The sequence below is a fragment of the Pseudomonas sp. NPDC089569 genome (assembly GCF_050280625.1).
Classification (GTDB): domain Bacteria; phylum Pseudomonadota; class Gammaproteobacteria; order Pseudomonadales; family Pseudomonadaceae; genus Aquipseudomonas.
Window position 1 is genome coordinate 70,781 of record NZ_JBNNVQ010000011.1, and the last position, 25,026, is coordinate 95,806.

General features: G+C 60.5%; 22 protein-coding genes. 9 read left to right on the top strand and 13 right to left on the bottom strand.

Annotated features, from left to right (window positions below; genetic code table 11):
- The first annotated feature begins 4 nt into the window (after positions 1-4).
- The 7 genes from ACQKP2_RS07930 (at position 5) to ACQKP2_RS07960 (ending at position 7,227) form a co-directional block, all read left to right on the top strand.
- The gene (locus tag ACQKP2_RS07930; RefSeq protein ID WP_427575744.1) at positions 5-1,162 is read left to right on the top strand and encodes an acyl-CoA dehydrogenase family protein; all 1,158 of its coding nucleotides are present in this window, start codon (positions 5-7) and stop codon (positions 1,160-1,162) included.
- A gap of 10 nt (positions 1,163-1,172) precedes the next feature.
- Complete coding sequence (locus tag ACQKP2_RS07935; protein ID WP_427575708.1) at positions 1,173-2,018, top strand: FAS1-like dehydratase domain-containing protein; 846 nt, start codon at positions 1,173-1,175, stop codon at positions 2,016-2,018.
- A complete protein-coding gene (locus tag ACQKP2_RS07940) occupies positions 2,012-2,839 on the top strand; it encodes an HpcH/HpaI aldolase/citrate lyase family protein (protein ID WP_427575709.1) in 828 nt (275 codons plus the stop codon). Before ACQKP2_RS07935 ends, ACQKP2_RS07940 begins: the two co-directional genes overlap by 7 nt.
- Positions 2,836-3,585, top strand: a complete 750-nt coding sequence (locus ACQKP2_RS07945) for an electron transfer flavoprotein subunit beta/FixA family protein (RefSeq protein WP_427575710.1) — start codon at positions 2,836-2,838, stop codon at positions 3,583-3,585. The genes ACQKP2_RS07940 and ACQKP2_RS07945 overlap by 4 nt, the downstream gene beginning before the upstream one ends.
- Positions 3,585-4,514, top strand: coding sequence for an electron transfer flavoprotein subunit alpha/FixB family protein (locus ACQKP2_RS07950; RefSeq protein ID WP_427575711.1), 930 nt, complete (start codon positions 3,585-3,587; stop codon positions 4,512-4,514). The genes ACQKP2_RS07945 and ACQKP2_RS07950 overlap by 1 nt, the downstream gene beginning before the upstream one ends.
- A gap of 12 nt (positions 4,515-4,526) precedes the next feature.
- Positions 4,527-5,729, top strand: coding sequence for an acetyl-CoA C-acetyltransferase (locus tag ACQKP2_RS07955; protein WP_427575712.1), 1,203 nt, complete (start codon positions 4,527-4,529; stop codon positions 5,727-5,729).
- Between the two features lie 163 nt (positions 5,730-5,892).
- Positions 5,893-7,227: an MFS transporter gene (locus ACQKP2_RS07960; RefSeq protein ID WP_427575713.1), complete on the top strand. Its 1,335-nt coding sequence runs from the start codon at positions 5,893-5,895 to the stop codon at positions 7,225-7,227.
- Positions 7,228-7,426: 199 nt separating this feature from the next.
- Here ACQKP2_RS07960 and ACQKP2_RS07965 read toward each other — a convergent pair whose 3' ends face one another.
- The 11 genes from ACQKP2_RS07965 to ACQKP2_RS08015 all read right to left on the bottom strand — a co-directional run bounded on the left by ACQKP2_RS07965 (position 7,427) and on the right by ACQKP2_RS08015 (position 19,506).
- Entirely contained in the window at positions 7,427-8,716 is a 1,290-nt protein-coding gene (locus tag ACQKP2_RS07965; protein WP_427575714.1) for an acetyl-CoA hydrolase/transferase family protein, read from the bottom strand.
- Between the two features lie 188 nt (positions 8,717-8,904).
- Positions 8,905-9,093 (bottom strand): NAD-dependent epimerase/dehydratase family protein, encoded by a 189-nt coding sequence (locus ACQKP2_RS07970; protein ID WP_427575715.1) that lies wholly within the window; start codon positions 9,091-9,093, stop codon positions 8,905-8,907.
- Between the two features lie 169 nt (positions 9,094-9,262).
- Complete coding sequence (locus ACQKP2_RS07975) at positions 9,263-10,420, bottom strand: CaiB/BaiF CoA transferase family protein (RefSeq protein ID WP_427575716.1); 1,158 nt, start codon at positions 10,418-10,420, stop codon at positions 9,263-9,265.
- A 45-nt stretch (positions 10,421-10,465) separates the two neighbouring features.
- Complete coding sequence (locus ACQKP2_RS07980) at positions 10,466-11,623, bottom strand: CaiB/BaiF CoA transferase family protein (protein WP_427575717.1); 1,158 nt, start codon at positions 11,621-11,623, stop codon at positions 10,466-10,468.
- 14 nt (positions 11,624-11,637) lie between these two features.
- On the bottom strand, positions 11,638-12,855 hold the full coding sequence (locus ACQKP2_RS07985; RefSeq protein WP_427575718.1) for a CaiB/BaiF CoA transferase family protein: 1,218 nt from the start codon (positions 12,853-12,855) through the stop codon (positions 11,638-11,640).
- 101 nt (positions 12,856-12,956) lie between these two features.
- Positions 12,957-14,138 (bottom strand): lipid-transfer protein, encoded by a 1,182-nt coding sequence (locus tag ACQKP2_RS07990; protein ID WP_427575719.1) that lies wholly within the window; start codon positions 14,136-14,138, stop codon positions 12,957-12,959.
- A 12-nt stretch (positions 14,139-14,150) separates the two neighbouring features.
- Positions 14,151-14,492: an AtuA-related protein gene (locus tag ACQKP2_RS07995; RefSeq protein ID WP_427575720.1), complete on the bottom strand. Its 342-nt coding sequence runs from the start codon at positions 14,490-14,492 to the stop codon at positions 14,151-14,153.
- Position 14,493: 1 nt separating this feature from the next.
- Positions 14,494-15,852 carry an acyclic terpene utilization AtuA family protein gene (locus tag ACQKP2_RS08000; RefSeq protein ID WP_427575721.1) on the bottom strand — a complete coding sequence of 453 codons (1,359 nt, stop codon included), beginning with the start codon at positions 15,850-15,852 and terminating at the stop codon, positions 14,494-14,496.
- Between the two features lie 5 nt (positions 15,853-15,857).
- A complete protein-coding gene (locus tag ACQKP2_RS08005; protein WP_427575722.1) occupies positions 15,858-16,355 on the bottom strand; it encodes a MaoC/PaaZ C-terminal domain-containing protein in 498 nt (165 codons plus the stop codon).
- 33 nt (positions 16,356-16,388) lie between these two features.
- The gene (locus tag ACQKP2_RS08010; RefSeq protein WP_427575723.1) at positions 16,389-17,534 is read right to left on the bottom strand and encodes an acyl-CoA dehydrogenase family protein; all 1,146 of its coding nucleotides are present in this window, start codon (positions 17,532-17,534) and stop codon (positions 16,389-16,391) included.
- Positions 17,535-17,886: 352 nt separating this feature from the next.
- Entirely contained in the window at positions 17,887-19,506 is a 1,620-nt protein-coding gene (locus ACQKP2_RS08015) for a GMC family oxidoreductase (RefSeq protein WP_427575724.1), read from the bottom strand.
- Between the two features lie 339 nt (positions 19,507-19,845).
- Here ACQKP2_RS08015 and ACQKP2_RS08020 point away from each other — a divergent pair, with 339 nt between their 5' ends.
- Positions 19,846-20,673 (top strand): alpha/beta fold hydrolase, encoded by an 828-nt coding sequence (locus ACQKP2_RS08020; RefSeq protein ID WP_427575725.1) that lies wholly within the window; start codon positions 19,846-19,848, stop codon positions 20,671-20,673.
- Between the two features lie 44 nt (positions 20,674-20,717).
- Here ACQKP2_RS08020 and ACQKP2_RS08025 read toward each other — a convergent pair whose 3' ends face one another.
- A complete protein-coding gene (locus ACQKP2_RS08025; protein ID WP_427575745.1) occupies positions 20,718-21,995 on the bottom strand; it encodes an OprD family porin in 1,278 nt (425 codons plus the stop codon).
- Between the two features lie 441 nt (positions 21,996-22,436).
- Here ACQKP2_RS08025 and ACQKP2_RS08030 point away from each other — a divergent pair, with 441 nt between their 5' ends.
- Entirely contained in the window at positions 22,437-23,363 is a 927-nt protein-coding gene (locus tag ACQKP2_RS08030; RefSeq protein WP_427575726.1) for a LysR family transcriptional regulator, read from the top strand.
- Positions 23,364-23,422: 59 nt separating this feature from the next.
- On the opposite strand, the gene ACQKP2_RS08035 is transcribed toward ACQKP2_RS08030, so the two are convergent.
- Positions 23,423-24,700: an acetyl-CoA hydrolase/transferase family protein gene (locus ACQKP2_RS08035; protein ID WP_427575727.1), complete on the bottom strand. Its 1,278-nt coding sequence runs from the start codon at positions 24,698-24,700 to the stop codon at positions 23,423-23,425.
- Positions 24,701-25,026 lie beyond the last annotated feature (326 nt).

Genomic DNA, 25,026 nt, shown 5'->3' on the forward strand with positions numbered 1-25,026 from the left:
TGCGATGAGTGCTCGCGAGGGCTATCAGGAAATTCGTGAGGGCGTACGTGCTCTGTGTGCGGAGTACCCGGCTGAGTATTGGCGCAAAATTGACGAGCAAAAAGGCTTTCCGGAAGCCTTCGTCAAGGCCATGACTGAAGCAGGCTGGTTGTCAGCGATGATCCCGGAGGAGTATGGCGGTTCGGGCCTGGGCCTTGCGGAGGCGTCGTTGATCCTGGAGGAGGTCAACCACTGCGGTGGCAACTCCGGCACCATCCATGGGCAGATGTACAACATGTTCACCCTGCTGCGTAACGGCAGCGAGGAGCAGAAGCGCTACTACCTGCCGAAGCTGGCCAGCGGCGAGTTGCGTCTGCAATCGATGGGAGTGACTGAGCCAACCACAGGCACTGACACCACCAGAATCAAAACCACCGCCGTGCGCAAGGGTGACAAGTACCTGATCAACGGCCAAAAGGTCTGGATTTCACGTGTACAGCATTCCGACCTGATGATCCTGCTAGCGCGCACGACGCCGTTGGCCGAAGTGAAGAAGAAGGTCGATGGCATGTCGATCTTCCTCGTCGACCTGCGCGAGGCAATCGGCAATGGCCTGACCGTCCAGCCGATCGCCAACCTGGTCAATCATGAGACCAACGAGCTGTTCTTCGACAACCTGGAAATACCTGCCAGCAGCCTGATCGGTGAAGAGGGCAAGGGCTTTCGCTACATCCTTGATGGCTTGAATGCCGAGCGCACACTGATCGCTGCCGAATGCATTGGAGATGGCCGTTGGTTCGTCGAGAAGGCCACTCAGTACGCACGCGAGCGGGTGGTATTCGATCGTCCGATTGGTCAGAACCAGGGAGTTCAGTTCCCCATCGCCGAGGCACACATCGAGATCGAGGCGGCTGACCTGATGCGCTGGCGCGCCTGTGAAGACTACGACAGTGGCCGGAACGCGGGTGCTGCGGCCAACATGGCCAAGTACCTGGCGGCCAAGGCCAGTTGGGAGGCGGCCAATGCGTGCCTGCAAACCCACGGAGGATTTGGTTTTGCCAACGAATACGACGTGGAGCGCAAGTTCCGTGAGACGCGCCTGTACCAGGTAGCACCAATCTCAACCAACCTGATCCTTAGCTACGTCGCCGAGCACCTGCTGGGCATGCCACGCTCCTATTGAGGCCACGATCATGAGTGATAACGATCTGGGCCAATTGCAGAGCTGGCTAGGGCGCCAGGAGCGCTGCGAGGCGATCATCACACCACAAATGCTTGACGCCTACCGTGCCACTCTGGCGCCGCATTTGTGGGAGTCTGAAGGCTACGCACCGCCGGGGTTGCACTGGTGCCTGGCACCGAGCCCGGCAGCGGCAAGCATGGAAGAACTGGGCGAGGATGGCCATCCGCGGCGCGGCGGGTTCCTGCCACCGGTGCTGCTACCACGACGCATGTGGGCAGGTGGTGAGGTGGAGACGATCGCACCGTTGCCGATTGGCGTACCTATCCAGCGGTTGTCAACCATTCATGACATCCGTTTCAAGGAAGGGCGCAGCGGCAAACTGTGCTTTGTCACCGTCGAGCACGCGTTGTCCTGTGGGGGCATCCTGGCCATTCGGGAACGGCAGGACATCGTCTACCGTGCAGCCGGCGTGCCGGGAACTGCACCTGTGGGGGGGCCGGAACGCGTGGGCGAGTTGCAGCACTGGGTCGAGACACCGCCGACCTTGCTGATGCGTTACTCGGCGTTGACCTTCAACGCCCACCGTATCCACTACGACCTGCCTTACGCCACCGAGGTGGAGGGCTACCAAGGTCTCGTGGTACACGGGCCGCTGCAGGCGAGTCTGTTGTTCAACATGGCGGCCAGTCATGCCGGACGGGTGCCAGTGCGCTTCGCCTATCGTGGCCAGGTGCCGCTGATTGCTGGGCGTACGTTCCGTGCGGCGGTTTCCTGGAAAGAGCAGGGCGACAGCTTGCAGGCCTGGACACAGGATACCGATGGCAACCTGAACATGGAGGCCAGCGCGACATGTTGACTGACTTCCATGCCCCTCTGGCACCGCTGTTCGTGCCGGGTGACCGGCCAGAGCGCTTCGCCAAGGCCGCCGCCAGCGGCGCCGACGCTGTGATCCTCGATCTTGAAGATGCCGTGGGTGCCGGTAATCGGGTCGTTGCCCGTGAAGCGGTGGTCCGACATGGCATCGAGAGCGTACCGGTCATCGTGCGAATCAATGCGACGAATACCGCTGACTTCCAGGCCGATGTAATCGCCCTGAAAGATGCTCATTTCGATGCGCTGATGCTGGCGAAGGCCGAAACCGCAGCCGACGTTCGCCTGATACATGCCTTGGTGGGACGCCAAGTGCCCGTGATCGTACTGGTGGAAACCGCCGCGGCCTTTGAGGATCTGGCCAGTCTGTTACGTGAACCGGGGGTGGTCCAAGGCGCTTTTGGTTCGCTGGATCTGGCTCTGGACCTGGCCTGTCAGCCGAGCTGGGAGGCGTTGGCTTATTTCCGTAGCGTTCTGGTCCTGCAGTCACGCCTGGCTGGTTTGCCGCCCCCCCTGGAAGGGGTCACGCCAAGCTTCGATGACTCGTCCCTGGTGCACCAGGAAGCACTGAGGGCAAGCAACCTGGGTTTTGGCGGCAAGCTTGCTATTCATCCACGCCAAGTGGCGCCGATCACTAAGGCTTTTCTACCCGATACGCAAACCGTGACTTGGGCTCGCAGAGTCCTTGAGGCCGTGCGCAATGGCGGCGCAGTGCAAGTCGATGGCGCAATGGTCGATCGTCCGTTGATCGAACGCGCTCGCCGCATTCTTTTCCGTTCCAGCCCTGTTGGAGATTCAGAAACATGAAAGTCCTCGTTGCAGTAAAGCGCGTGGTTGATTTCAACGTCAAAGTTCGCGTCAAGGCGGACAACTCCGGCGTTGAACTGGCCAGTGTGAAAATGGCGCTCAACCCCTTCTGTGAAATTGCCGTGGAAGAGGCGGTAAGGCTCAAGGAACAAGGCGTAGCCACTGAAGTGGTGGTAGTAGCCGTGGGCTCAAGCGCCACTCAGGAGCAGTTGCGAACCGCATTGGCGCTGGGTGCCGACCGAGCCATCCTGGTAGAGACCGGCGAAGAGCTGAGCGCCCTGGCCATCGCCAAGTGTCTCAAGGCTGTGGCAGATAAGGAGCAGCCACAACTACTGATCCTCGGCAAGCAGGCCATCGACAGTGATAACAACCAGACCGGCCAGATGCTGGCTGCGCTGACCGGTTACGCCCAGGGTACCTTCGCCTCCAAGATCGAAGTGGTCGGCGACAGATTAAACGTCACCCGTGAAGTTGATGGCGGTCTGCAGACCATTGAACTGAGCCTGCCGGCCGTGATCACCACGGACCTGCGTCTGAATGAGCCGCGCTACGCGTCGCTGCCAAACATCATGAAGGCCAAGAAAAAACCACTGGAGACCCTTACTCCAGCTGCGCTTGGTGTCTCCATCGCCTCAACGGTCAAAGTTTTAAAAGTCGAGGCTCCAGCAGCTCGCAGTGGCGGTATCAAAGTGAAATCCGTGGCCGAACTGGTCGAGAAACTCAAGAACGAAGCGAAGGTGATCTGATGGCCGTCCTGGTAATCGCTGAGCACAGCAATGGCGTCTTGAGCGCCGTAACATTGAACACCGTGGCAGCCGCCCGGAAGATAGACGATAACATCGCGATCCTGGTGGCGGGTCACCATGTCGGGCCGGTCGCCGAGGTCGCGTCAAAGATCGATACGGTCACCAAGGTATTGGTGGCTGATAACGAGGCTTACGCTTATCTCCTCGCAGAGAACATTGCTCCATTGATTGCGTCGCTGGGCAAGGGCTTTAGCCATGTGCTCGCGCCGGCAACCACCAACGGCAAGAACTATTTGCCGCGAGCAGCGGCATTGCTGGATGTCGACCAGATCTCCGAGATTATCGAAGTGGTCAGCCCAGATACCTTCAAGCGCCCGATCTACGCCGGCAATGCCATCGCCACCGTGCAATCTACAGCGGCGGTCAAGGTCATCAGTGTACGTGCGACCGGCTTCGACCCTGTGGCGGCAGAAGGTGGGAGCGCAATCATTGAAGCGGTTGGCGCATCTTTCCAGCAAGGTCTGTCCCGTTTCGTAGGCGAGCAACTGGCCAAGTCGGACCGTCCAGAGCTGACCGGAGCCAAAATTGTGGTTTCCGGTGGCCGGGGCATGCAGAGCGGTGACAACTTCGGCCTGCTTTACAGTCTCGCAGACACGCTGGGGGCCGCAGTGGGTGCATCGCGTGCCGCGGTCGACGCGGGTTATGCGCCCAACGACATGCAGGTCGGGCAGACCGGCAAAATCGTTGCGCCGCAGTTATACATCGCCGTCGGTATCTCCGGAGCGATCCAGCACCTGGCAGGCATGAAGGACTCAAAGGTGATCGTGGCGATCAACAAGGACGAAGAGGCCCCGATCTTCCAAGTAGCCGACTACGGGCTGGTGGGCGATCTGTTCGAAATTGTGCCTCAACTACAAAACGCGCTCTGAGGAGAGGCAACCATGAGAAGAGCAGCGATCGTGGCACCACGGCGCACGCCGGTGGGGTCATTTGGCGGCAGCCTGCGCGGCGTGCCGGTTGAACGTCTGGGCGCCGAGGTGGTACGGGCCATCCTGGCACAGACCAAATTGAACCCTGAGCGTATCGATGACGTGATCTTCGCCCAGTCCTACGCCAGTTCCGAAACGCCCTGCGTTGGCCGTTGGATCGCCCTGGAAGCGGGCCTGCCGGTTAGCGTACCGGGCATGCAACTGGACCGCCGTTGTGGTGGTGGTCTGCAGGCTCTGGTCAGCGCCGCGATGATGGTGCAGACCGGTGCCGCGGACGTGGTACTTGCCGGCGGCGTGGAGAGCATGAGCAACATCGAGTACTACAGCACTGACATGCGTTGGGGCTCCAAGGCCGGTTCCGTGACCCTGCACGACCGCCTGGACCGTGGCCGTGAACGTTCACAGCCAGAGCACCGCTTCGGGCGCATCTCGGGGATGATCGAGACCGCCGAGAACCTGGCCCGCGAGTACGGCATCAGCCGTGAAGCCTCCGACGCCTTCGCCGCGCGCAGCCAGCAACGCGCCGCCGCGGCCTGGGAGGCGGGGCGTTTTGATGCCGAGATCGTACCGATCAGCGTGCCGCAGAAGCGCGGCGAGCCGCTGTTGGTGACCCGTGATGAAGGCGTGCGTGGCGACACCACGCTGGAAAAGCTGGCCGGCCTGCGCACCTTGACCCAGGGCGGCACGGTCACCGCCGGCAACGCCTCGCAGCAGAACGATGCCGCGGCAGCCTGTCTGGTGGTGGCCGAGGACAAGCTGGACGAGCTGGGCCTGGAGCCGATCGGCTACCTGCACAGCTGGGCGGCGGCCGGTTGCGAGCCGGCGACCATGGGCATTGGCCCGGTGCCGGCGGTGAACAAACTGTTCGCCCGTACCGGCCTTGGCTTCGAGCAGATGGACCTGGTGGAGGTCAACGAAGCTTTTGCCTGCCAGGTGCTGGCGGTGCTCAAGGGTTGGGGCTGGAACGACCCCGACCGGCTCAACGTGAACGGCTCGGGCATCTCCCTGGGCCATCCGGTGGGCGCAACGGGCATGCGCATCATGACCTCGGTGTTGCATGAGCTGCAGCGTCGCCAGGGGCGTTATGCCCTGGAGACCATGTGCATCGGCGGTGGCCAGGGCTTGGCCGCCATCTTCGAGCGCGTGGAGCGATAGGCAGAACGCTTGTCACGCTTCACAAAGAACGGTTTGCCACGAGGGTGGGGTGGCCTTCTGGTCGGTACCCATCGAACAACAAAAACAAATACCTGAAATGTTGGGCCCGGTCCTACTTGTCCTTTGCGGTCAGGGGGGCCGTGCCTGGCCGGAGGCAAGCGCAATGAGGCAAGCAAAGGTTTCAACTCGCAGTGGGCTGCTCGTGGTCATCTTGTGTTTCCTGACGATCGTGGCGGACGGCTACGACCTGATCATCTATGGGGCGACTGTCCCTAGCCTGATGGAAGAACCTGGCTGGAGCATGACACCGGCGTTGGCTGGGATGATCGGGGGCTGGACGCTGGCCGGTCTGATGGTGGGCTTCCTCCTTACGGGGTGGCTGACCGACCGGCTCGGTCGTCGCAACCTGATCATGATTGGCGTGCTCTGGTTTTCGGTGGGCTCGGCCCTGTGCGCCACGGCACAGTCGCCGCAGATGCTGGGTATTTTCCGCTTTCTGAGTGGCATCGGCCTTGGCGGTGTAGTGCCGTGCGCGGTGGCCTTGACGATCGAGTACGCCCCGCGGCAGCGTCGGCAGTTGTACAACGGCCTGATGCTGACCGGGTATTCGGTGGGCGGGATCGTCTCGGCGCTGGCCGCACTGGCCCTGCTGCCAGAGCACAGCTGGCGCACGCTGTATGCGTTGGGTGGGTTGTACATCGTGATTCTGCCGGTCATGTACTTCCTGCTGCCTGAGTCGGTGAACTACCTGGTCGGCCGTGGGCGTCTCGATGAGGCGCGAACACTGGCACAGCGATATGGGATGGATTTCGACCAGGTGCTGCAGGAGCAGGCCTCCCATCACAAGGCACAACCTGTCACCGAGGGGAGGATTGGCTATCGGTTGCTGTTTTCCAGCGGTTTTCGCGGTGTGGCTGTGTTGTTCATCTGCGGGATGTTCTGCACCCAGCTGATCATCTATGGGCTCAATACCTGGCTGCCGCAGCTGATGCGTCATGCAGGCTATCCGCTGGGGTCTTCGTTGCAGTTTTTGTTGGTGCTGCAAATGGGGGCGGTGATCGGCACCTTGGCCGGTGCCGCGTTTGCCGACCGCCTCGGGTCGAAGCGGGTGGTTGTGCCTTATTACCTGATCGGTGGGCTATCGCTCTTGGCATTGAGCCAGAAACCCGATGCCTTCTGGCTGATGTGCGCGGTGTTTGGCGCTGGCCTGGGCACCATCGGCTCGAGCACCTTGCTGTACGGTTTCCTCGCCGCTTATTTCCCGACCTCATGCCGAGGCGCAGCGGTGGGGGCTGCGCTGGGCATCGGGCGGGCCGGCGCGATCCTGGGGCCGATGATCGGTGGCTGGATCGTGGGCGCCAACCTTGATCATCAGTGGAATTTCTATGCCTTCGCGCTGCCGGCGGTGGTGGCGGCGATGGTCGTGACCCTCATCCCAAACCCTGATTCAAGGCCCGACGCAGCGGACGGGGTGGGCAAGAGCTGCCAGGAAGTCTGACCGGTTGCTCCAGCGTCCCGGGGTTTTTCCCCGGGGCGTTTTTTTACGTCACACCTGGGTGCAGGAGCGGTCTTGCCCGCGAATGGACCGAGGCAGGCAACAAAAGACAGTTGCTTCCCCAAGGATCTCCACCCGCCCGGCGAGAGCTATCAGGTTATGCAGCTACCTGCAGGGGCGGCGCAACAAGCTAGATAATCACCTACAGCAGGCGGGCCATGCCGCAGCAGCGTAAGGTCTCATCGGCCTGGCGCTGCAGCTCGGCCCGGTGCTCGGGGGCTGCGATATCGATCATGCGCTGTACACGTCGTGACAACGGCTGCCCGCGCAGGTCCGCCATGCCGTGTTCGGTGACGATCAGGCCTGCGTCGCAGCGCGGTGTGCTCACCGGTCCACTCAGTTGCGCCACGATGCGCGTCGTGCCTTTGGCCGTGGAGGGCAGGGCGACGATGGGCAGTCCGCCCTTGCTACGCGCCGCGCCACGCAGAAAGTCCACCGAGCCGCCCACGCCCCCGACATACAAGCCGCCGGCGACCTCGGAATTGACCTGCCCGGTGATGTCCACCTCGATCGCGCCATTGATGGCCACCAGTTGCTGCAGGCTGGCGAGCACCGCCGGGTCATGGGTGTACTCGGTGCCGCGCAGGGCCAGGGCGGGGTTGCGATCGGCCCAGTGACGCAGGCGCTCGGTGCCCATCAGGATGCCGGCCACGCTGACACCTACATCGCGGCCTTTGCGCGCATTGGTCAGTACTCCCGCTTCGGCCAGGCTCACGATGCCGTCGCCGGCCGCGCCGCTGTGCAGGCCCAGGTCACGGCGGTCATGCAGCAACGCCAGCACGGCCTCGGGCAACTTGCCGATGCCGATCTGCAGTGTCGCACCGTCCTGGATGTGTGCGGCGATGTGCCGTGCGATGGCCTGTTCGGTCGGGCTTGGATCGGAGCGCTCGGCATCGAGAGGCGCACATTCGGCATCGACGAGCAGATCGAAGTCTTCTGCCTTCAGATGCACGCCGCCGTGCGTCCAGGGGATATCCGGGTTCACCTCGCCAATGATGACGCGTGCCCGCTCCAGGGCGGCGGGCAGGTACTCTTGGATCAGCCCCAGGCTATGGCGGCCCTGCGCATCGGCGGGCGAGACTTGGACCAGCACCACGTCCACCGCCAGGGTCCGGCTGCGAATCAGCTCGGGGATCTGCGAGTAGTGGCCGGGGTAGATATCGAACACACCGGCCGCAGCCAGCTTGCGGTGCGTGCCACCGGCGATGCACCCAGCAAAGTCGAACACGTCGGACTGTTCCGGGAGCAGCGTGTGGGAGCTGCCGTAGCTGACGAAGATTCTCAGCCGGCCGCCTTGGGCGAGCGCGTGCCGGTGTTGCACCAGGGCACGCGTGAGCGTGAGGGGTTCGGCCATGGCCTGGCCCCACCAAAGGGTATCGCCGGGACGCAACAGAGCCCGCAATTGAGAGGCCAGCGAAAAGTTTTCTTGCATGGTGGCTACCCGCTCTGGTGGATCAACGGCCGTAGCCGGCCGCGATCAGTTGGTAGACCACGCCGATGGCTTCACGGCCCGGCGAGGTGACAAAGTCGCCTGAAATCCCCCCGCCATCGAGACGACGGAGGTCATCACCACACCTGCCGCCTCCATGCGTCGCAACGAGGCCTGTTCGGTGCGCTCACTCAGCCCGCCGCAGGCATCGACCACCGGATGCACCTGTATGCATTGCACAGTTTCGCGGTCAGTCGTAGGTGAGCGTCCAAGCGCTCGAGGTGACGCACCAGGCCAGTGACCTGATGGCCCCGCATGAGGGCTTCGGTAAGCAAGGCGGAGCCAATGAAACCGCTTGTTCCAATGATGGCAATGCGCATGGCTGTCTCCTCGATCAGCGGCGATGTTGTGTTTTCGAATCAGGCGGGTTGGCAGCCCTTCGCGGGTAGACCCGCTCCAGCAGTGACGGCGTATATCGTGGGTAACACCTGGGCTGCAGGAGCGGGTTTACCCGCGAAGGGCCGCAAGGCGGCTCGGGTAGGGGTGGCCCTACAGCACGGCCCCTGCCGCGCGTAGGCGTTGTTGCTCATCGGCGGAGAAACCCCAATCGGTCAATACCGCCTGGGCATCCTGGCCTGGATGAGGCGGTGGGTTCTGGATGGCCCCCGGGGTGCGGCTAAAGCGCGGCGCGGGCGCCGGTTGGAGCACACCCGCGACTTCCTGGAAGCTGCCGCGCTGCTGGATGTGGGTGTGCTGCGGCGCTTCAGCGAGTGACAGCACCGGAACGATGCAGGACTGGGTGCCAGCGGCCAGCGCGGTCCACTCATCACGCGTGCGGGTCTTGAACACCTCGGCGAAGCGCTGCTTCATCAGTGGCCAGCCGGCCTGGTCGTGCTGCGCTGGCAGATCTTGCTCCGCCAGGTCCAGCACGCCCAGGGCTTCGCGGTAGAAACGCCCTTCGTTGGCGGCGATGCTGACGTGCTTGCCGTCCTGGGTCTCATAGACGTTGTACCAAGGGGCGCCGGAGTCGAGCCGGTTGGTGCCGCGCTCATCCTTCCAGTAGCCGGCGGCATGGAAGCCGTAGACCAAGGTCATCAACGAGGCTGCACCGTCGACCATGGCCGCATCCACCACCTGGCCCTGGCCTGACGTACGCACCTCGAGCAGGGCACTGAGGATGCCCAATGCGAGGTAGAGCGAGCCACCGCCGAAGTCGCCCACTAGGTTCAGCGGAATCGCCGGGGCCTCGCCAGCCCGGCCTATGGCATGCAAAGCGCCGGTCAGAGAGATGTAGTTGACGTCATGCCCTGGCGCCTGGGCCAACGGGCCGTCCTGACCCCAACCGGTCATGCGGCCATATACCAGGCGTGGGTTGGCGTTCAGACAGGCCTCGGGGCCCAGCCCCAGGCGCTCCATCACGCCCGGGCGAAAACCTTCGACCAGCACGTCGGCCTGTTCCACCATGCGCATCACCGCGGCCACGGCCTCGGGTTGCTTGAGGTTCATCTGTACGCTGCGCCTGCTGCGGTTGAGCAGGTCGAAACGGGCATCGATAGGCGCGCCGCCGTCATGGCCCGCTGGCCGGTCGATGCGCACGACCTCCGCGCCCAGGTCGGCCAGCAGCATGCAGCAGAACGGGGCTGGGCCGATGCCACCTACTTCGACGATCTTGACACCCTTCAACGGGCCTTGAGCTTGCTTGTTCATGAAACCATCCAATGAGGAATGAAGGTGCACCGGCGCCCGCGTTGGTCAGGCACCTTGCAGCAACTGGTAGAGGCGTGCGTTATCCTGGCCGATTTCGGGAGCCGAGCCCAGGGCGGGTGGGCGCTGGCGGTCGAACGACAGGGGCATGCCCACCAGCTCGATCTCGTCTTCGCTCGTTCTGCCCAGAATGCCAAGGGCGCGGGTCTGTTCATGGGCGTAGAGCTCTTCGGTGGTTTGCACCGAGGCGCAGGGCAGGCCGAGGGTATCGAAGTGTTTCTGCCAATGGGCGCGGGTGTGTTGTTTCATGCGCTCGGCGATCAGCCCGTCGATTTCCCTGCGATTGGCGATGCGCCCGGCATTGGTGGCGAACCTGGTGTCGGTGGCCCACTCGGAATGACCCAGGGCATCGCACAGGCGGGCAAACAGCGTGTCATTGGCAGCACTGATGATGGCGTGGCCGTCCGCTGCCTCATAGGCACGGTGCGGTACGATGAACGCCACGCCCGAACCATGGCGGCCACCAGGGTTGCCGTCTGCGGCGTAGTTGGCGATGCCAATGGACATCCAGGCGATTGCGGTCTCCAGCAGCGAGCTGTTGACTGTCGCGCCGATCTGCTTGCGCTCACGGCGCAGGAGGGCGGCGACGATGCCGATCACCGCCCACATGCCGGTGCCGAAGTCGCAGATGGAGACACCCGCGCGCACAGGCGCCTGACCGTCCTCGCCGGTGAGCGTCATGATGCCGGAGAAGGCCTGCATCAGCGGGTCGTAGCCAGGCAGCTTGCTCAAGGGCCCCAGGTGCCCGTAGGCACCCACCTCGCAAACCACCAATCCAGGCTTGCGCTGGCGCAGGCTCTCGGGGTCGAGGTGGTACTGGTCGGCGCTGCCCGGGCGCAGGTTGTGCAGGAAGACATCGGCGTGGCCCTCGATGAGGTTGTGCAGCGTGGCCAGTTGCACCGGGTCCTTGATGTCCAGGCAGATGGAACGCTTGCCCCGGTTGATGGCGTGGAACGCGGCGCCGCTGCCTTTCCATTGGCTGGGCCCCCAGCCGCGCGAGGAGTCACCGGCCGGGCGCTCCACCTTCCAGACCTGTGCACCCAGACCGGTGAGCACATGGCCGGCGAACGGAGCAGAAGCACTGTCACCGAGCTCGACGACGGTAATGCCTGCCAGGGGCAGGTCAGCTCGTGGATCATTTTCCATTGCTGTCTCCTTGTTCACGCGCTGGCTGTGGGTTCGTCGGGGGCCTGCACGGCTCCGCCGGACGTCACGACCTGTTGTGCCTGCGCCGTGGTCAATCCGTACTCGGTCAGCAGTTGCACGGTGTGCTCACCCAGGCGTGGAGCGGGGTAGCGCTGCTCGGGGTGGCTCTCGCTCCATTGCTGGGGGATGCCCAGCATGCGCAGCAGGCCTTCGCTGGGGTGCTGCTGCACCTGGAAGAAGTTGACGGCTTCCATGTGCGGGTCATGCAGCAGTGTTTCGGGGGTGTTCATCTCGATGACGGGAATGTCGGCTTCGGTGAGGATGCTCAACCACTGTGCCGTTGTCTTGGTCTCGAAGGTGTCGGCCAGGAACTTGTAGAGGTAACCGATGTTTTCCGTGCGGCCGAAGATCGTGCCGTAGCGTGGGTCGTCGGCCATGTCGGGGCGACCGACGGCGAGGAAGAAGCGCTGCCAGTGGCGGTCGGTGTAGATATTGACGCCCAGGTAGCCATCCTGCGTCTGGTACGGGCGGCGTTCGGCGCTCATCATGCGGGCGTAGCCCCAGTCGCCGATCGGCGGCTCGAAGGTGTGGCCGTACAGGTGATCGCCCAGGACGAAATGGGCGAAGGTTTCGAACATGGGCACCTCCACCGATTGCCCGTGCCCGGTCTTTTCGCGGTAATACAGCGCCATCGCCACCGCGTTGCAGGTTGCCATTCCGACGATTCGGTCAGCGATGGCGGTGGCGACGTAGGAGGGGGGGCCAACTTTGCGCGCTTGAAGCACCGGCATGCCCACTGCAGCCTGGATCAGGTCGTCGTAGGCGGGGCGATCGGCGTAGGGGCCGTTCTGCCCGAAGCCGAAGGCGCCGCAGTAGATGATGCGTGGGTTGATCTTCCTGACCTCGTCATAGGTCAAGCCGAGCTTGGCCATGGCCTTGGGACGCAGGCTGTGTAGCACCACGTCGGCCGAGGCCAGCATGTGCTGGAGCGCCTGTGCCGCCTCTGGGTGCTTGAGGTCCAGCACGGCGCTGCGCTTGTTGCGGTTCAGGTGCAGGAAGATCGCGCTCATGCCAGGGTTGCGGCAGGGCCCGACGCCTCGCGTAGGGTCGCCACCGGGCGCCTCGATCTTGCAGATATCCGCGCCCATGTCTGCCATTAGCAGCGAGGCATAGGGGCCCATGAAATTCGAGGTCAGGTCCAGTACCCGTACCCCGGCAAGTGGTCCTGCCATGTCGCTTACTCCGATTATTGTTATGGGACATCAAAAATAGCGGCTACTTGCTTGCCGTTCGAGCGGAGCGGCCCTGATGGCCCGTTCCGCTCGGGGCTGGGTCAGGTACGCCGGTACATCGTTACGACGCAGGCGCCACCCAGGCCAATGTTGTGCTGCAAGGCGATTCGTGCATTCTCAACCTGCCGCTGCCCGGCCTGGCCGCGCAGGTGCCACACCAACTCGGTGCATTGGGCCAAGCCTGTGGCACCCAATGGGTGGCCCTTGGACATCAGGCCGCCCGAAGGATTAATGACGTACTTGCCACCATAGGTATTGTCCCTGTCGGCGATGAACTTCTCGGCGCCCCCTTCAGGGCATAGGCCCAGGCCCTCATAACTGATGACCTCGTTCGGCGTGAAACAGTCGTGCAACTCCACGACATTCACATCTTGCGGGCCGATACCCGCCGCCTCGTACACCTCCTGGGCGGCGCGACGTGTCATGTCGGCACCTACCAGATTCAGCAGATCGAGCTTGCTGGCTTCTGTGTCGGTGGTCATCGACTGCGCCACGATCTCGACGGCGTTGCTGATGCCATGCCTGGCCGCGAACGCTTCGCTGCACACGATGGCAGCTGCAGCACCACAGGTCGGTGGGCAGGCCATCAAGCGAGTGAGATGAGGATACATCGGCGTCGCGCCCATCACCTCTTCAACGGTCAGTGGCTTGTTGAAGAGCGAGTAGGGGTTGTTTACCGCATGACTGCGCGTCTTCACTGCCACCTTGGCAAAGATGTCGGGATTGGCGCCGTAGCGATTGATGTATTCCCAGCCTGCCGAGCCGAAGGCCTTGATGGCGCGTGGCGCATCCTGCGGGAGCTGTGGGGCCAGTTCCTGCTGCCGTTCGTAGATCCAGCCAACGGGGGAGGTGCGATCGCCGAAGGCACTGGCAAGTGCCCCGGGTTTCATCTCCTCGAAGCCGAAGGCCAGCGCGCATTCGACGATCCCTGCCTCTACGGCCTGGCGTGCCAGGAACAGCGCCGACGAACCCGAGGCGCAGTAGTTGTTCAGGTTGAACACCGGGATACCACTCATGCCCACGCTATAGGCTACCCGCTGGCCGCAGGTGCTGTCGCCGTACACGTAGCCGGCGAATGCCTGTTGCACCTGGTCATACCGGATGCCGGCATCTTCCAGCGCGCCGCGGATGGCCTTGGCGCCCATGACCTCGTAAGGTTCATGTGCGCCTGGCTTGGCGAACTTGACCATGTTGACGCCAATGATTCTGGCTTTATTGCTCATGTCGGTTCTCCATCAGTGCATCAGCTGCAGATCGTTTTCATCGACGTCCAGGACGATACGCAGGATTGCCTGACACATGGTCTTGCCGGTGAAGTCGATACGCAGGCTGCGGGTAGCGCCGCCGCCGAGCGAGTTGCGCAGCACGAAGTTCATCGCGTGCAGTGTCCGGACCTCGTAGCGGTCCACCGAGCCCTTGGACATCTCGCCGAAGAACGCCTTCACTCGCTCTGCCGTCAGGTGCTTTTGCAGCAAGGGATAAAAGCGTGGTTCCTTGGCGATCACGGCTATGTTGCTGATGTCACCCTTGTCGCCCGAACGGGCATATACCAGGTCTTTCAGTTGTAGCTTGGCCATGTCAAAGCTCCCGTATCTCGACGTTCTGCACGACTTGCTCGCGTGCGATCAGCGTTGGCCAAAGGGCGAATACCTCGCGCGGGGCAGGTGTATTCAATTGACCGGTTGATCCGATCGGGCCGGTGCCCATCAGCATCACGCACTCACGGGCGACTTTGCTGGCTTCGGCACGGTTGGCGCACTTGGCGGCCACGCGGATGCGCACCTCGTTGATGTCCTCGTCGGGCTCGGGGGAGGCCGACCAGTGACAGGAGTCAACGCCGATCATGTCGAAACGCACTTCCTCGGCCTTGAGATTGACCATCTCGAAACGCTTCTTGATGATTTCGAACGAGCGTCGTGCCTTGGCCACGGCATCTGGCCAGGTCACGGAGGATTCGACCTCACCGATGTATCCGTCGGTGTAGGCAATGCCCGCTTTGAGCGTGGCCGGTGCGGGTTTGCCTTTCGCGCCCCAGACCTTCACACGATCCTTGGCCACTTCTTCCATCTGAACGTTGGTGAAGTCGCTGATCACCTCGGGCATCAGGTAGTTGCTTGGGTCATGCACTTCGTAGAGCAGGTGTTCAGTCAGCGTAATTTTGTTGATCAGGCCACCGGTACCGTCCACTTTGGTGATGAACAGTTCGCCCTCTTCATTGACCTCGGCAATGGGGTAGCCAATGTTCCACGGCTCAGGCACTTCTTTCCACAATCCGCTGATACCGCCGGAGCAAGCTGCACCGCATTCGATCAGGTGGCCTGCGGTGATGCCGATCGCGAGTCGATCCCAGTCGTCCCATTTCCAGCCGAACTCATACACCAGCGGCGCCAGAATGGCTGCGTCGTCGGTCGCGCGGTCTGAAATGATGATGTCGCAACCTGCCTGAAGTGCTTCCACGTAGCCGTAGGCGCCAGAGTAGACGTAGGAGCCGACGATGCGTTCGCGCACCCGGCCCAAGTCATTGTCCCCGGTATCCAGGTTGGTGAACTTCATGCCCTTGTCGAGCAGATCCTCGACCTTTTGCTGGATGTCGTTGGTGGTGACGATACCGACCTTGAGTTTGGTAATGCCCACCTCTTTTGCTGCTGCCAGGATAGTGTCGGCGCATGCCTGTGGATTAGCTGCGCCTGCGTTGGTGAGGATCTTGATACCTTTGTCCAGGCAGATCGGCAGCACCCCGCGTACCACGGCGCGAATAGCCGGCACGAAGCCGTGATCCGGGTTCTTCTGGCGCATCTTCTGCAGAAGTGGAATGGTTGGCTCACCGAGGAAGTCATAAGCCAGGTACTGCACGTTGCCGTGCTTGGCGATCTCGATCGCAGGGTCGAGGTTGTCACCCCAGAACCCGCTACCGGAGCCGATACGGATTGTCTTCATGGCAATCAGGCCTTTGGTGCTGGCAAGGTGGAAGCCACCAGTGCATCGAGGTCTTCGCGCTTGCGCAACATCAGCAGGCTCCATTCACCTTGCTGCACCACATCTCCGTCCTGGTTCAGGACCTGCATCAGAAACCTGATGACGCCGTACTTGTCGTCTTTTTCCTTTTTGCCGATCACGGAGGCGCGGGCGAACACGGTATCGTCGATCAGCACGGGCTTGAGAAAGCGCATGTTGTCGATACCGTAGTTAGCCTGAAACCCCAAGCCGAATTGAATCAGGCCGGTGGCGATCGAGTAGGTCAGTGCACCCTGCACCAGGCGCTTGCCGAAGCGAGTCTTGGATGCATATAGGGTGTTCGAATGGATCGCGATCCAGTTACCAGTCAGCGCGCAGTAGTTCACTACGTCGGTCTCGGTAATAGTGCGGCCACCGGAATTGAAGACCTGACCTTCTTCTAGTTCGTCGAAGGTCTGGTTGATCTGGTTGTTGATCAGACTCATGGCTGTTTCCTTGGTTGGTGACTGACTACGGCATTAATTCAGACGCATGGATTTGGCGATGATGGTTCGCTGGATCTGCGAAGTGCCGCCACCGATGGTGCATTGGACACTTTCGCGCAGGTAGCGCTCCATGTCCGCCTCGGGCAGGTTGGCGAACCCACCGAGAATCTGCATGCCGTCGAGCGCGCACTGCTTGAGGGTTTCGGAGGCGTACAGCTTGGCCATGGACGTTTCTCTCGGCGCGGGCAGTCCTTCGGACTTGAGCGCTGCAGCGCGGTAGACGAGCAGACGAGCCGCGTCGACGCGGGTCTGGTTCTCGGCCAGCATGTGCTTGAGCACCTGGAAGGTGAAGATCGGCTGACCGAACTGGGTGCGCTGGTGTGCGTAGCGATTGGCGTTGTTCACCGCTTCCTGCGCGTTGCCGGTGTAGGCACCGGCAACGGCGCAGCGCTCAAGCTCCAGGTGGTTGAGAATGATCTCGTGACCCTGGCCTTCGACACCCAGGATCGCGTCCCCGGGCACGATGACGTCGTCCAGGAAGATCTCGGTGGTGCCGGTCGCATGGCGAGACAGTGTAGGCAGCTTGTTGATGACCATGCCTGGCGTGTCGTTCGGGATGAGCAGCATGGTGAGGCCGCCGTGCTTGTCCTTCATGTCGGTGCGCACGAGCATCGCGATGACGGTGTTGTCGGCCTGTGCACCGGAGCAGAACATCTTCGCGCCGTTGATGACCCAGTCGCCGTTCTCGTTGCGGCGAGCATGGGTCTTGGTGGCGAACACGTCCGAACCTGCGTCGGGCTCGGTCATCGACACCGAGAAGCGGATCTTGCCTTCGATGAAGGGCTGGATGTACTTGTCACGCTGCGCCTGGGTGCCGTACTTGGCGATATTCATCGCTGTGAAGGTCGGCACCAGGATGGCGGCGGCGAAGTCGAATCCGTATTTGCCCAGTCCTTCGGACATCAGTACGTAGTCGAAGATGCTGCCGCCGGCGCCGCCTTCCTCTTCGGAGAACAGCAGGCCGAGCCAGCCCTGCTGGGCAATCTTCTCGTAGGCCTCGTAGGGGTAGTCGCGATTTTGGTCGCACTTGCGGATGTATTCGACGGTGACTTCGTTGTCCATGAAACGGTTCACGCTGTCGAGCCACATCTGTTGCGATTGGTCGAGGAAGTTGGCCATGGCCGGGTGTCCTTTTGTGTTGTTGAGTAGACACCCCGTAAGCTAGGCCGCAGAGCCTTGCAAACCAAGTTGCGAATTTCGAAGCTGCATTTCTATGAACTTGAAGTGGCTGTAATTTGTTTCTCTCTTCGTGTTTTAACGCACATTCCTGGTCCATCGGATAAGCAATCCGGATAGCAATGAAAGAACGTGTTTATACCCCCACGTGAGTGGCGACTTCATCGGTAGCGAAATCTTGTACAGCGGAGGTTTCAAGGGGCGAGGGCGCGACCCATTTACCGCCCATAAAGCGACTATTGGTTTGAGGTATGTTCAATCCGGACGGGGTCGTTATCGGGCGTTTTCCTTAAGGTCAGATAGCTATTTTCCGTGGTGCGATTGCATCCTCGCGGATCATGTCCGCGCCTTTTTCACCGATCATGATGCAAGGTGCATTGGTGTTGCCTGCAGGGATGACCGGCATGATTGACGCGTCGATCACGCGCAATCGCCGCAGGCCATGCACACGTAACCTGGTATCGACCACTGCGTCACTATCACTGCCCATCTTACAGGTGCCTACCGGGTGCCAGCCTGTGCTTCCGAAACGTTTGAGATAATCAAAAAGCTGTTCATCGCTGGCGCAGTCAGGGCCGGGCTTCATTTCCTCGATTACGCGCAATCCCAGTGGCGGTAGTTGGATGATCTGACGCAATAGGCGCAACCCAGCAACGTGACGGCGCACATCGCTCTCGTCACTGAAGTAGTTAGGGTACAGCAGCGGTGCATCCAGGGGGTTGTTGCTCGCCAGATCCATATACCCGCGCGACTTTGGTGTAAGCAGCAACACCGAGGCGGACATGCCAGGGTAGCTATCGGCGGCTACTTCGCCGGAAGGTGCAGCCGAGAAACTCATGGGGTTGAGAGACAGCTGCAAATCGACGCGAGTGTCCGGCTCACTTCTCACATAGGCCGTCACAGGTGCCGCCCCCAAGGCCAGATAGCCGCCATGTGTCAGTACATAGCGTGCGCCTTCCAGGTACTTGCGCAGCCCACTTAAACGGTGGTTGACCGAGCTTTCTGGGGTGCAGCGCCACGTAAAGGAAACATACCAATGATCTTGCAGGTTGCGGCCCACACCAGGTAATTCGTGGCGAACGGCAATTTGATGGCGTTGTAACTGCTCCATGCCGCCGACGCCTGAGAGCATCAACAACTGTGGCGAGGCCAGTGCACCGGCGCTCAGGATCACCTCGTGCGTGGCTGAGATTGCGCGACGCAGACCTCCCTGAATAATTTCCACACCCGTGGCCTCTTTGCCGTCGAACAGCACGCGTGAGACGTGCGCATCGGTCAGGATTACAAGGTTGGAGCGATGGCGCACGGGCTCGATAAAGGCTTTATAGGCCGAGTGACGTTGCCCACCCTTGATGGTGTATTGGCGCACACCGACGGCAGGGTATGGCGGTGCGTTCAAATCATTGGAAGGTGCGATGCCCGCACTCACGCAGGAAGCGATGAAGTCTTGAGCGGTAGAGTGGATTTCGACCGGGTCCGATACACAAAGTGGACCTTGGTCACCATGGAAGGCATCGGCACCTCGTATGTTGTTTTCCGAGCGCTTGAAAAAGGGCAGCACTTCGTTCCAGCTCCACCCCGGGTTGCCGAGCTCAGCCCATTGGTCGTAATCCTCAGGTTGGCCGCGCATGTAAATCATGCCATTGATGGAGCTGCTGCCACCCAGGCCTTTGCCTCGATCCCATTGCACCTGTCGCCCTTCCAGTGTCGGCACGGCGGCGGTCTTGAAGCGCCAATTGAAACGCTCGCTGCCGAACAACTTGGCCATACCCGCAGGTGTGTTGACCCAGAAATTGTTCATGCTGCCGCCGGCTTCAATCAGCAACACGCGAACCCGAGGATCCTCCGAAAGGCGGTTCGCTACGACGCAACCCGATGAGCCGGCCCCGACAACAATGTAGTTATAGGTTTCCATCGCGAGCCTCGGCCTTCAAGGCATTCACGTTGGCACCCTGACCCATGAAATGGTCCATGGTGTCTCCTTGTTTTTATTTTGGCAGTCAACCTAGCAGACAGCATTCAAGCTGCGCAGTGTGATTGACTTGATGATTTCTGAAGTGCGGATTCGGAAAACATGACTTGGAGGTGGCAGACAGAATCCCGAAGATGGTCCTTTACTGCGGGCTGGCGACTGCAACACGCGCGACTGTCGCGCAACAGATTGATTTTCGGCAGTTTCCGCTTCCCTTGACGCCTTGAATTGGTCCTTCGAACCATGACCCTACGCTCAACACTCCCCGGTACGCCTATCCCGATGCACGCTTGGACTGGTGCTCACGGCAATAGCCTTTACGGCGACAGTTGGGGAGATCCCTCAGCACCTCCGGTCGTACTGCTGCACGGTGGTGGCCAGACGCGGCATGCGTGGCGGCATACAGCAAACCGGCTCGCGCTGGCCGGGTTCCATGCGGTGGCTTTTGATGCACGCGGGCATGGTGATTCCAGTTGGTTGAACGATGGCGACTACAGTGATGAGGCCATGGCGCAAGATCTTGCCTGTGTAGTTCGCACACTGAACGGTCGACCGGTTCTTATCGGTGCTTCGATGGGTGGAATGACGTGCCTCGAGGCTGTTGGAAGCAATGTGGTGGATGCAGCTGCGGTGATTCTCGCCGACGTGGCACATGCGGCATCGAAGGGAGGCGTTGGTCGGGTACGCGGCTTCATGGCGCGCCACGCTCAAGGCTTCGCCTCGGTGGAAGAGGCGGCCGAGGTGATAGCAGGGTACCGTGGCAGCCACTCATCCACGGGCAGTTTGAGTGGGGTGGGGAAGAACCTGCGGCTTGCTAGCGATGGACGATTGTACTGGCATTGGGATCCGCGGTTTCTTGATGCGCGCGGTGACTTGGTTGAGCGGGCCATGCGGCTTGGAGCGCGCGCCCGCCGGCTCAATGTGCCCACGTTGTTGGTACGTGGAGAACACTCTGATGTGCTGGCGCCCGAGACAGTGCGGGAGTTTTTGTCGTTGTGCCCTTGCGCCTCGTATATCGAGGTTGCGGGAGTAGGGCACATGCTGACAGGTGACGACAACGATGCCTTCGGCGACGTGGCGATCGAGTTCATTCGCCAGACCCGTTCATGACATGGAACAGGGAACAGACAGCCCCGATCAAGGGGCTGTTGTATTCAGAACAGAGAAAGGGTGTAAGTGACGAGAAGGCGATTCTGATCCTGGTTTGGTACGACTTCACTGTGTAGCAGGCCGTTGAGCCACAGGAAACCGAGCCCTTTCAATCGACCGCTCTGGATGACGTAGCCAAGTGAGATGTCACGTTCCCACTCCCGCAGGTTGCTCGCTGTTGCAGTCTTGATGGAATCTGAATCCAGGTACATGACGGATGCATTCAATCCAGGAACTCCGACCGCGGCAAAATCGAATCCGTACTGCGCGTAGCGCGTGGCTTGGCCAGCACGGGTGAAGTTGGATGCCAACCGATCGGTGTAGAGATAAGTACTGGAACCTCCCGCATCGACACCACCTCCCAAGCTGGCCTGGTTAGGCTGGACGAACGCACTGTTATCGGAAACCTTCTGGTATCCGGCTAGCAGGCTGTGACCATTGACGGTATAGGTGAAGGTAGCGCTCCAGGTATCGTTATCGATTTCACCGTCACCGCCTTCAGTGAAACCCGCGACTTGAAAACCTGGTTTGTCGGCGGCGTTTGCGCCCTGTGCTCTGCTACGGAAGTAACGCAAGTCCGTCTTGAGTTTCTGTGTGTCACCAATAGGAAGCACATGCACCGCCCCAAGAAAGTCCTGGCGATAGTAGTCTTCGAGTGACGAGTGGTAATACTGCAGCAGAAGGTTGCTACCCAGCTTGTAATCGACACCTGCGAAGGTGAAGTTATCGCTTTGTTCACGCCCGCCAGCAACAGCGAGTCCCGTCCGGTCACTTGAGCCGCGACCTGTCACCTTGTTCAGTTTGCCCCCGACTAAGGTAAGTCCGTCAAAGTCGTTGGATGTGATCATTGCGCCCTGAAAAGTCTGTTGCAGCAGGCGACCATCATTGGCGACGAGAATAGGGAGCTTGGGGAACAGCGTGCCCGCCAGGAGCTCTGTCTTGGATGCCTTCATCTTGAAGGTCAGACCCAGTCTGCTCCACTCGTCCACAGGATGGTCGCCGTCCGAGGGAATCATGGTGCTACCTTGGTGACGTCCTCTGCCGCTATCCAGCGTTACGCCTTGCAGACCCAGTACATCTACACCTACGCCTATCGGTCCCTCGGTGTAGCCAGACTGAAAATCCAGTTTGAAGCCTTGCGCCCATTCAGCAGTCTTGGATGGGCCACTGGTGTTGTCGCGGTAGTCATTGTTGTAATAAAGCGTGCGAAAACCCAGGTTGAGTTTGCTGTCAGCTATGAAGTCCGCACTGGCGGTCAGCGGTAGGAAGGGACCGATCGTCATGATCAGGACAATCGGAAGTTGCTTTGATTCAGCCACGTTACAACCCTCTTTTTATTTTTTTCAGGTGAGCGCATACCCGCGTCGGCAAATAAAATTGCCGGCGTGAATCAGCTGTTCATTTCGGATAACGGGCGAGGTGTGATGACTAAACACCTGCGCATGGGGCCGGTCCGTCGGGGTAACTATTGGAGCGTCAGCAAGACAGCTCAAGTGGCCATTCCTGAAGCTGCGATTCTATGTTCGTGAATCGCCCGTGCAGGCTGGAAATCAGCGCTGCTGACTATGCTTTCACTGAGTTTTTTCGCCAAGCAATAGATAGGCGACGAAGCGTGCCAAGGGGTATAGTCGGTACAAGTGTGAAGCAGCAGAAGACGATGGCTTTAACGTATGTTCAGGTCGTCGGCTGCCGATAAAACAAGATAAGACACCTTCAGAGCGCCTATGACTTTCAACAAGATGCACCTTATCCGTCAGGTAGATCTATTTACCTTGAAGCTGTTCCTGTCTGCCGTTGAAGAGCAGCAGATTGGCCTCGCAGCCATTCGCGAAAACATTGCGGCTTCGACAGCGACAAAGCGAATTCAGGACCTTGAAGAAATCGCGGGTGTGAAGCTTCTGGAGCGTAATCCCAAGGGTGTACAGCCAAGCCCGGCCGGCGCAGTGTTGGTGCGCTACCTGCGTTCGATCTTCGGGCAGCTGGATGATATGCGTGCAGAGATTTCCTCTTTCACCGAGGGCGTTCGTGGCGAAGTTCATGTCGCTTCGGCGCGTTCCATCATCGCTCCTTTCCTGGCACGAGAGCTAGGCAGCTATGCCCATGATTATCCGCTGATCGAACTGCTTCTGAGTGAGGTGGAAAATTCCGAGATTGTGCGCATCGTCGCTCATGGCGAAGCGGACGTAGGCGTTTTCGCGATGGCTAATGAAATGGATCTGAGTGGCGTCGACGTAACACCCTATCGCAAGGACCGGATGGTGGCCATCGTGCCACGTGAGCACTCGCTTGCAGGAAGGGAGAGCGTATCCTTCGAAGACCTGATATCTGAAAACGTCATTGCGGTGAAAGCCATGATGCCGGCTTTCCGGGTGGCAGCGAAACGACTGGGGCGTGAATTCCAGCCACGGTTCAATGTTCGAAGCACTGGTGTGGCGATCAGCCTCGTGCAGGCGGGGTTCGGTGTAACGGTACAACCGGAATGCCATGTCAGCCGGGAAATGCTGGACACCATCGCGGTCCTCGATCTTGCAGAACCCTGGGCTAACCGCATTATCTCCATCGCCACGCCCCACGGTCGCTTGCCGAGCCCGGCTGCTCGCACATTGCTGGAGTACCTGGCAGGTAGCAGCCCGGTCACTCGAGAAGAATAATCCTTCGTGCCGTGGACGATACGGTCCACGGCCATGCCACACCAGCGCTCATCAGGTGCTCACTTGCCGTGGGGGTTACCAGCGTGTATCTGACGTTCGAGCGCCTCGCGATGCTCAGGAGCCGCTACTGCAATAAGCCTTGCAGCCCGTTGGTTGAGCGACAACCCTCGAAGGTCGGCTATGCCGTGTTCGGTGATGATGACGCAGCCGTCGCTACGAGGTACCGTGACCGGCCCTGACAACGTGGTGACGATCCGGCTTCGGTTTCCGGCCGTGGAGGGCAGGGCGATGATCGGAACGCCGCCCCGACTCGATTGGGCTGCACGAAGAAAATCCAGAATGCCGCCAATCCCGCCTACGTAACGTCCCCCCGCAACTTCCGAATTCACCTGGCCAACAAGATCGACCTCGATGGCTGAGTTGATTGCCACGAAGCGATTGAGCTTTCCTAGTACACGAGGGTTGTGCGTGTACTGGGTGCTGCGTAGTTCCAGTGCGCTATTCAAGTGCGCATAGCGACGTACTGTATCGCTACCAATCAGTACGCCACCGATGGATACGCCGGCATCGATACTCTTGCAACTGTTGGTGATGACGCCTGCCAATGATAATTCGGCAATCCCATCGCCAATCGCGCCGGAGTGCACGCCGAGTTCGCGGCGGTCACTCAACTGCGCCAGTACGGCATCGGGGATGCTGCCTATGCCGGTTTGCAGGGTTGCGCCGTCTTCGATGAAGCTGGCGACATTGCGACCGATCGCGATTTCGACCGGCCCAGGCACCACTGCTTTAGAGGAGGGGGCTTGAAGAGTGGAGGGAACCAGCAGATCAAAATCGTCCTCCCGCAAGTAAGGGCCCCCGTAGGTCCACGGAGTTTGGGGATCGACCTCGGCAATAATCATTCGCGCTGACTCTATCGCAGGAATCAGGTACTCCCGGGCCATCCCAAGGCTATAGCGTCCCAAGGCATCTGGCGGGGACACCTGGAGCATCAGCACATCGACGCGCATTGGACCTTGCTCGATCAGGCGGGGGAACTGCGAATAGTGCGCAGGCATGATATCCAACACCCCGGCCTCAGCCAGCTTGCGGTTCGATCCTGTTGCGCAATAGGCCAAAAAGTCGAAGGTGTCGAGGTGTTCAGGTTCGAGCAGTCTGTTATGACCAATGCCCAGAAACAGGCGTATTTGGCCCAGGGAATGACGCTGCGCCACCAACTCGCGAATCAGGGTAAGCGGCTCGGCGTTGGCTTGTCCCCACATGAGGGTATCGCCTGGCCGAATGAACCTGCGCAAGTCCAAAGATTGGGGAGGAAGATGGGTAACGGATGTGTTCATAGGGGCGCTCAGCTTGTCCAGATCTGTTGTTGCTCAGATGGTTGGCTTTGCAGCTGCAGCGAACAAATGAATATTCCGCAAGTCTGGATTCGCGGCTGACGAATTGCTCCAGATAGGGTTTGCGATATTTCTGTTGCGAGCGACTTGAGCGAACGTTCAGAGCGAAGGCAAGCGTGCCGTGCCCGAGAAAAAATCGTCAGATTGTAAATTATTACTTAACACAGCTGTGGTTATTATGGTCTTGTTCAAAGCCAATTAGGCTCCTACCATTTCGTTCACACAGCAGGGCCACCGAACGGTTGGCCTCCCAACGCTTTACGAGGTGA

Excerpts from the sequence above, each read along its gene's own strand:
- ACQKP2_RS07985 (WP_427575718.1), bottom strand. The coding sequence starts at position 12,855 with ATGGCAGGACCACTTGCCGGGGTACGGGTACTGGACCTGACCTCGAAT.
- ACQKP2_RS08020 (WP_427575725.1), top strand. The coding sequence starts at position 19,846 with ATGCACGCTTGGACTGGTGCTCACGGCAATAGCCTTTACGGCGACAGT.
- ACQKP2_RS07945 (WP_427575710.1), top strand. The coding sequence starts at position 2,836 with ATGAAAGTCCTCGTTGCAGTAAAGCGCGTGGTTGATTTCAACGTCAAA.
- ACQKP2_RS07950 (WP_427575711.1), top strand. The coding sequence starts at position 3,585 with ATGGCCGTCCTGGTAATCGCTGAGCACAGCAATGGCGTCTTGAGCGCC.
- ACQKP2_RS07965 (WP_427575714.1), bottom strand. The coding sequence starts at position 8,716 with ATGCAAGAAAACTTTTCGCTGGCCTCTCAATTGCGGGCTCTGTTGCGT.
- ACQKP2_RS07960 (WP_427575713.1), top strand. The coding sequence starts at position 5,893 with ATGAGGCAAGCAAAGGTTTCAACTCGCAGTGGGCTGCTCGTGGTCATC.
- ACQKP2_RS07980 (WP_427575717.1), bottom strand. The coding sequence starts at position 11,623 with ATGGAAAATGATCCACGAGCTGACCTGCCCCTGGCAGGCATTACCGTC.
- ACQKP2_RS08025 (WP_427575745.1), bottom strand. The coding sequence starts at position 21,995 with ATGACGATCGGTCCCTTCCTACCGCTGACCGCCAGTGCGGACTTCATA.
- ACQKP2_RS08005 (WP_427575722.1), bottom strand. The coding sequence starts at position 16,355 with ATGAGTCTGATCAACAACCAGATCAACCAGACCTTCGACGAACTAGAA.
- ACQKP2_RS08030 (WP_427575726.1), top strand. The coding sequence starts at position 22,437 with ATGACTTTCAACAAGATGCACCTTATCCGTCAGGTAGATCTATTTACC.
- ACQKP2_RS07975 (WP_427575716.1), bottom strand. The coding sequence starts at position 10,420 with ATGAACAAGCAAGCTCAAGGCCCGTTGAAGGGTGTCAAGATCGTCGAA.
- ACQKP2_RS07955 (WP_427575712.1), top strand. The coding sequence starts at position 4,527 with ATGAGAAGAGCAGCGATCGTGGCACCACGGCGCACGCCGGTGGGGTCA.
- ACQKP2_RS07935 (WP_427575708.1), top strand. The coding sequence starts at position 1,173 with ATGAGTGATAACGATCTGGGCCAATTGCAGAGCTGGCTAGGGCGCCAG.
- ACQKP2_RS07940 (WP_427575709.1), top strand. The coding sequence starts at position 2,012 with ATGTTGACTGACTTCCATGCCCCTCTGGCACCGCTGTTCGTGCCGGGT.
- ACQKP2_RS07995 (WP_427575720.1), bottom strand. The coding sequence starts at position 14,492 with ATGGCCAAGCTACAACTGAAAGACCTGGTATATGCCCGTTCGGGCGAC.
- ACQKP2_RS08000 (WP_427575721.1), bottom strand. The coding sequence starts at position 15,852 with ATGAAGACAATCCGTATCGGCTCCGGTAGCGGGTTCTGGGGTGACAAC.
- ACQKP2_RS08015 (WP_427575724.1), bottom strand. The coding sequence starts at position 19,506 with ATGGAAACCTATAACTACATTGTTGTCGGGGCCGGCTCATCGGGTTGC.
- ACQKP2_RS08035 (WP_427575727.1), bottom strand. The coding sequence starts at position 24,700 with ATGAACACATCCGTTACCCATCTTCCTCCCCAATCTTTGGACTTGCGC.
- ACQKP2_RS08010 (WP_427575723.1), bottom strand. The coding sequence starts at position 17,534 with ATGGCCAACTTCCTCGACCAATCGCAACAGATGTGGCTCGACAGCGTG.
- ACQKP2_RS07990 (WP_427575719.1), bottom strand. The coding sequence starts at position 14,138 with ATGAGCAATAAAGCCAGAATCATTGGCGTCAACATGGTCAAGTTCGCC.
- ACQKP2_RS07930 (WP_427575744.1), top strand. The coding sequence starts at position 5 with ATGAGTGCTCGCGAGGGCTATCAGGAAATTCGTGAGGGCGTACGTGCT.
- ACQKP2_RS07970 (WP_427575715.1), bottom strand. The coding sequence starts at position 9,093 with ATGCGCATTGCCATCATTGGAACAAGCGGTTTCATTGGCTCCGCCTTG.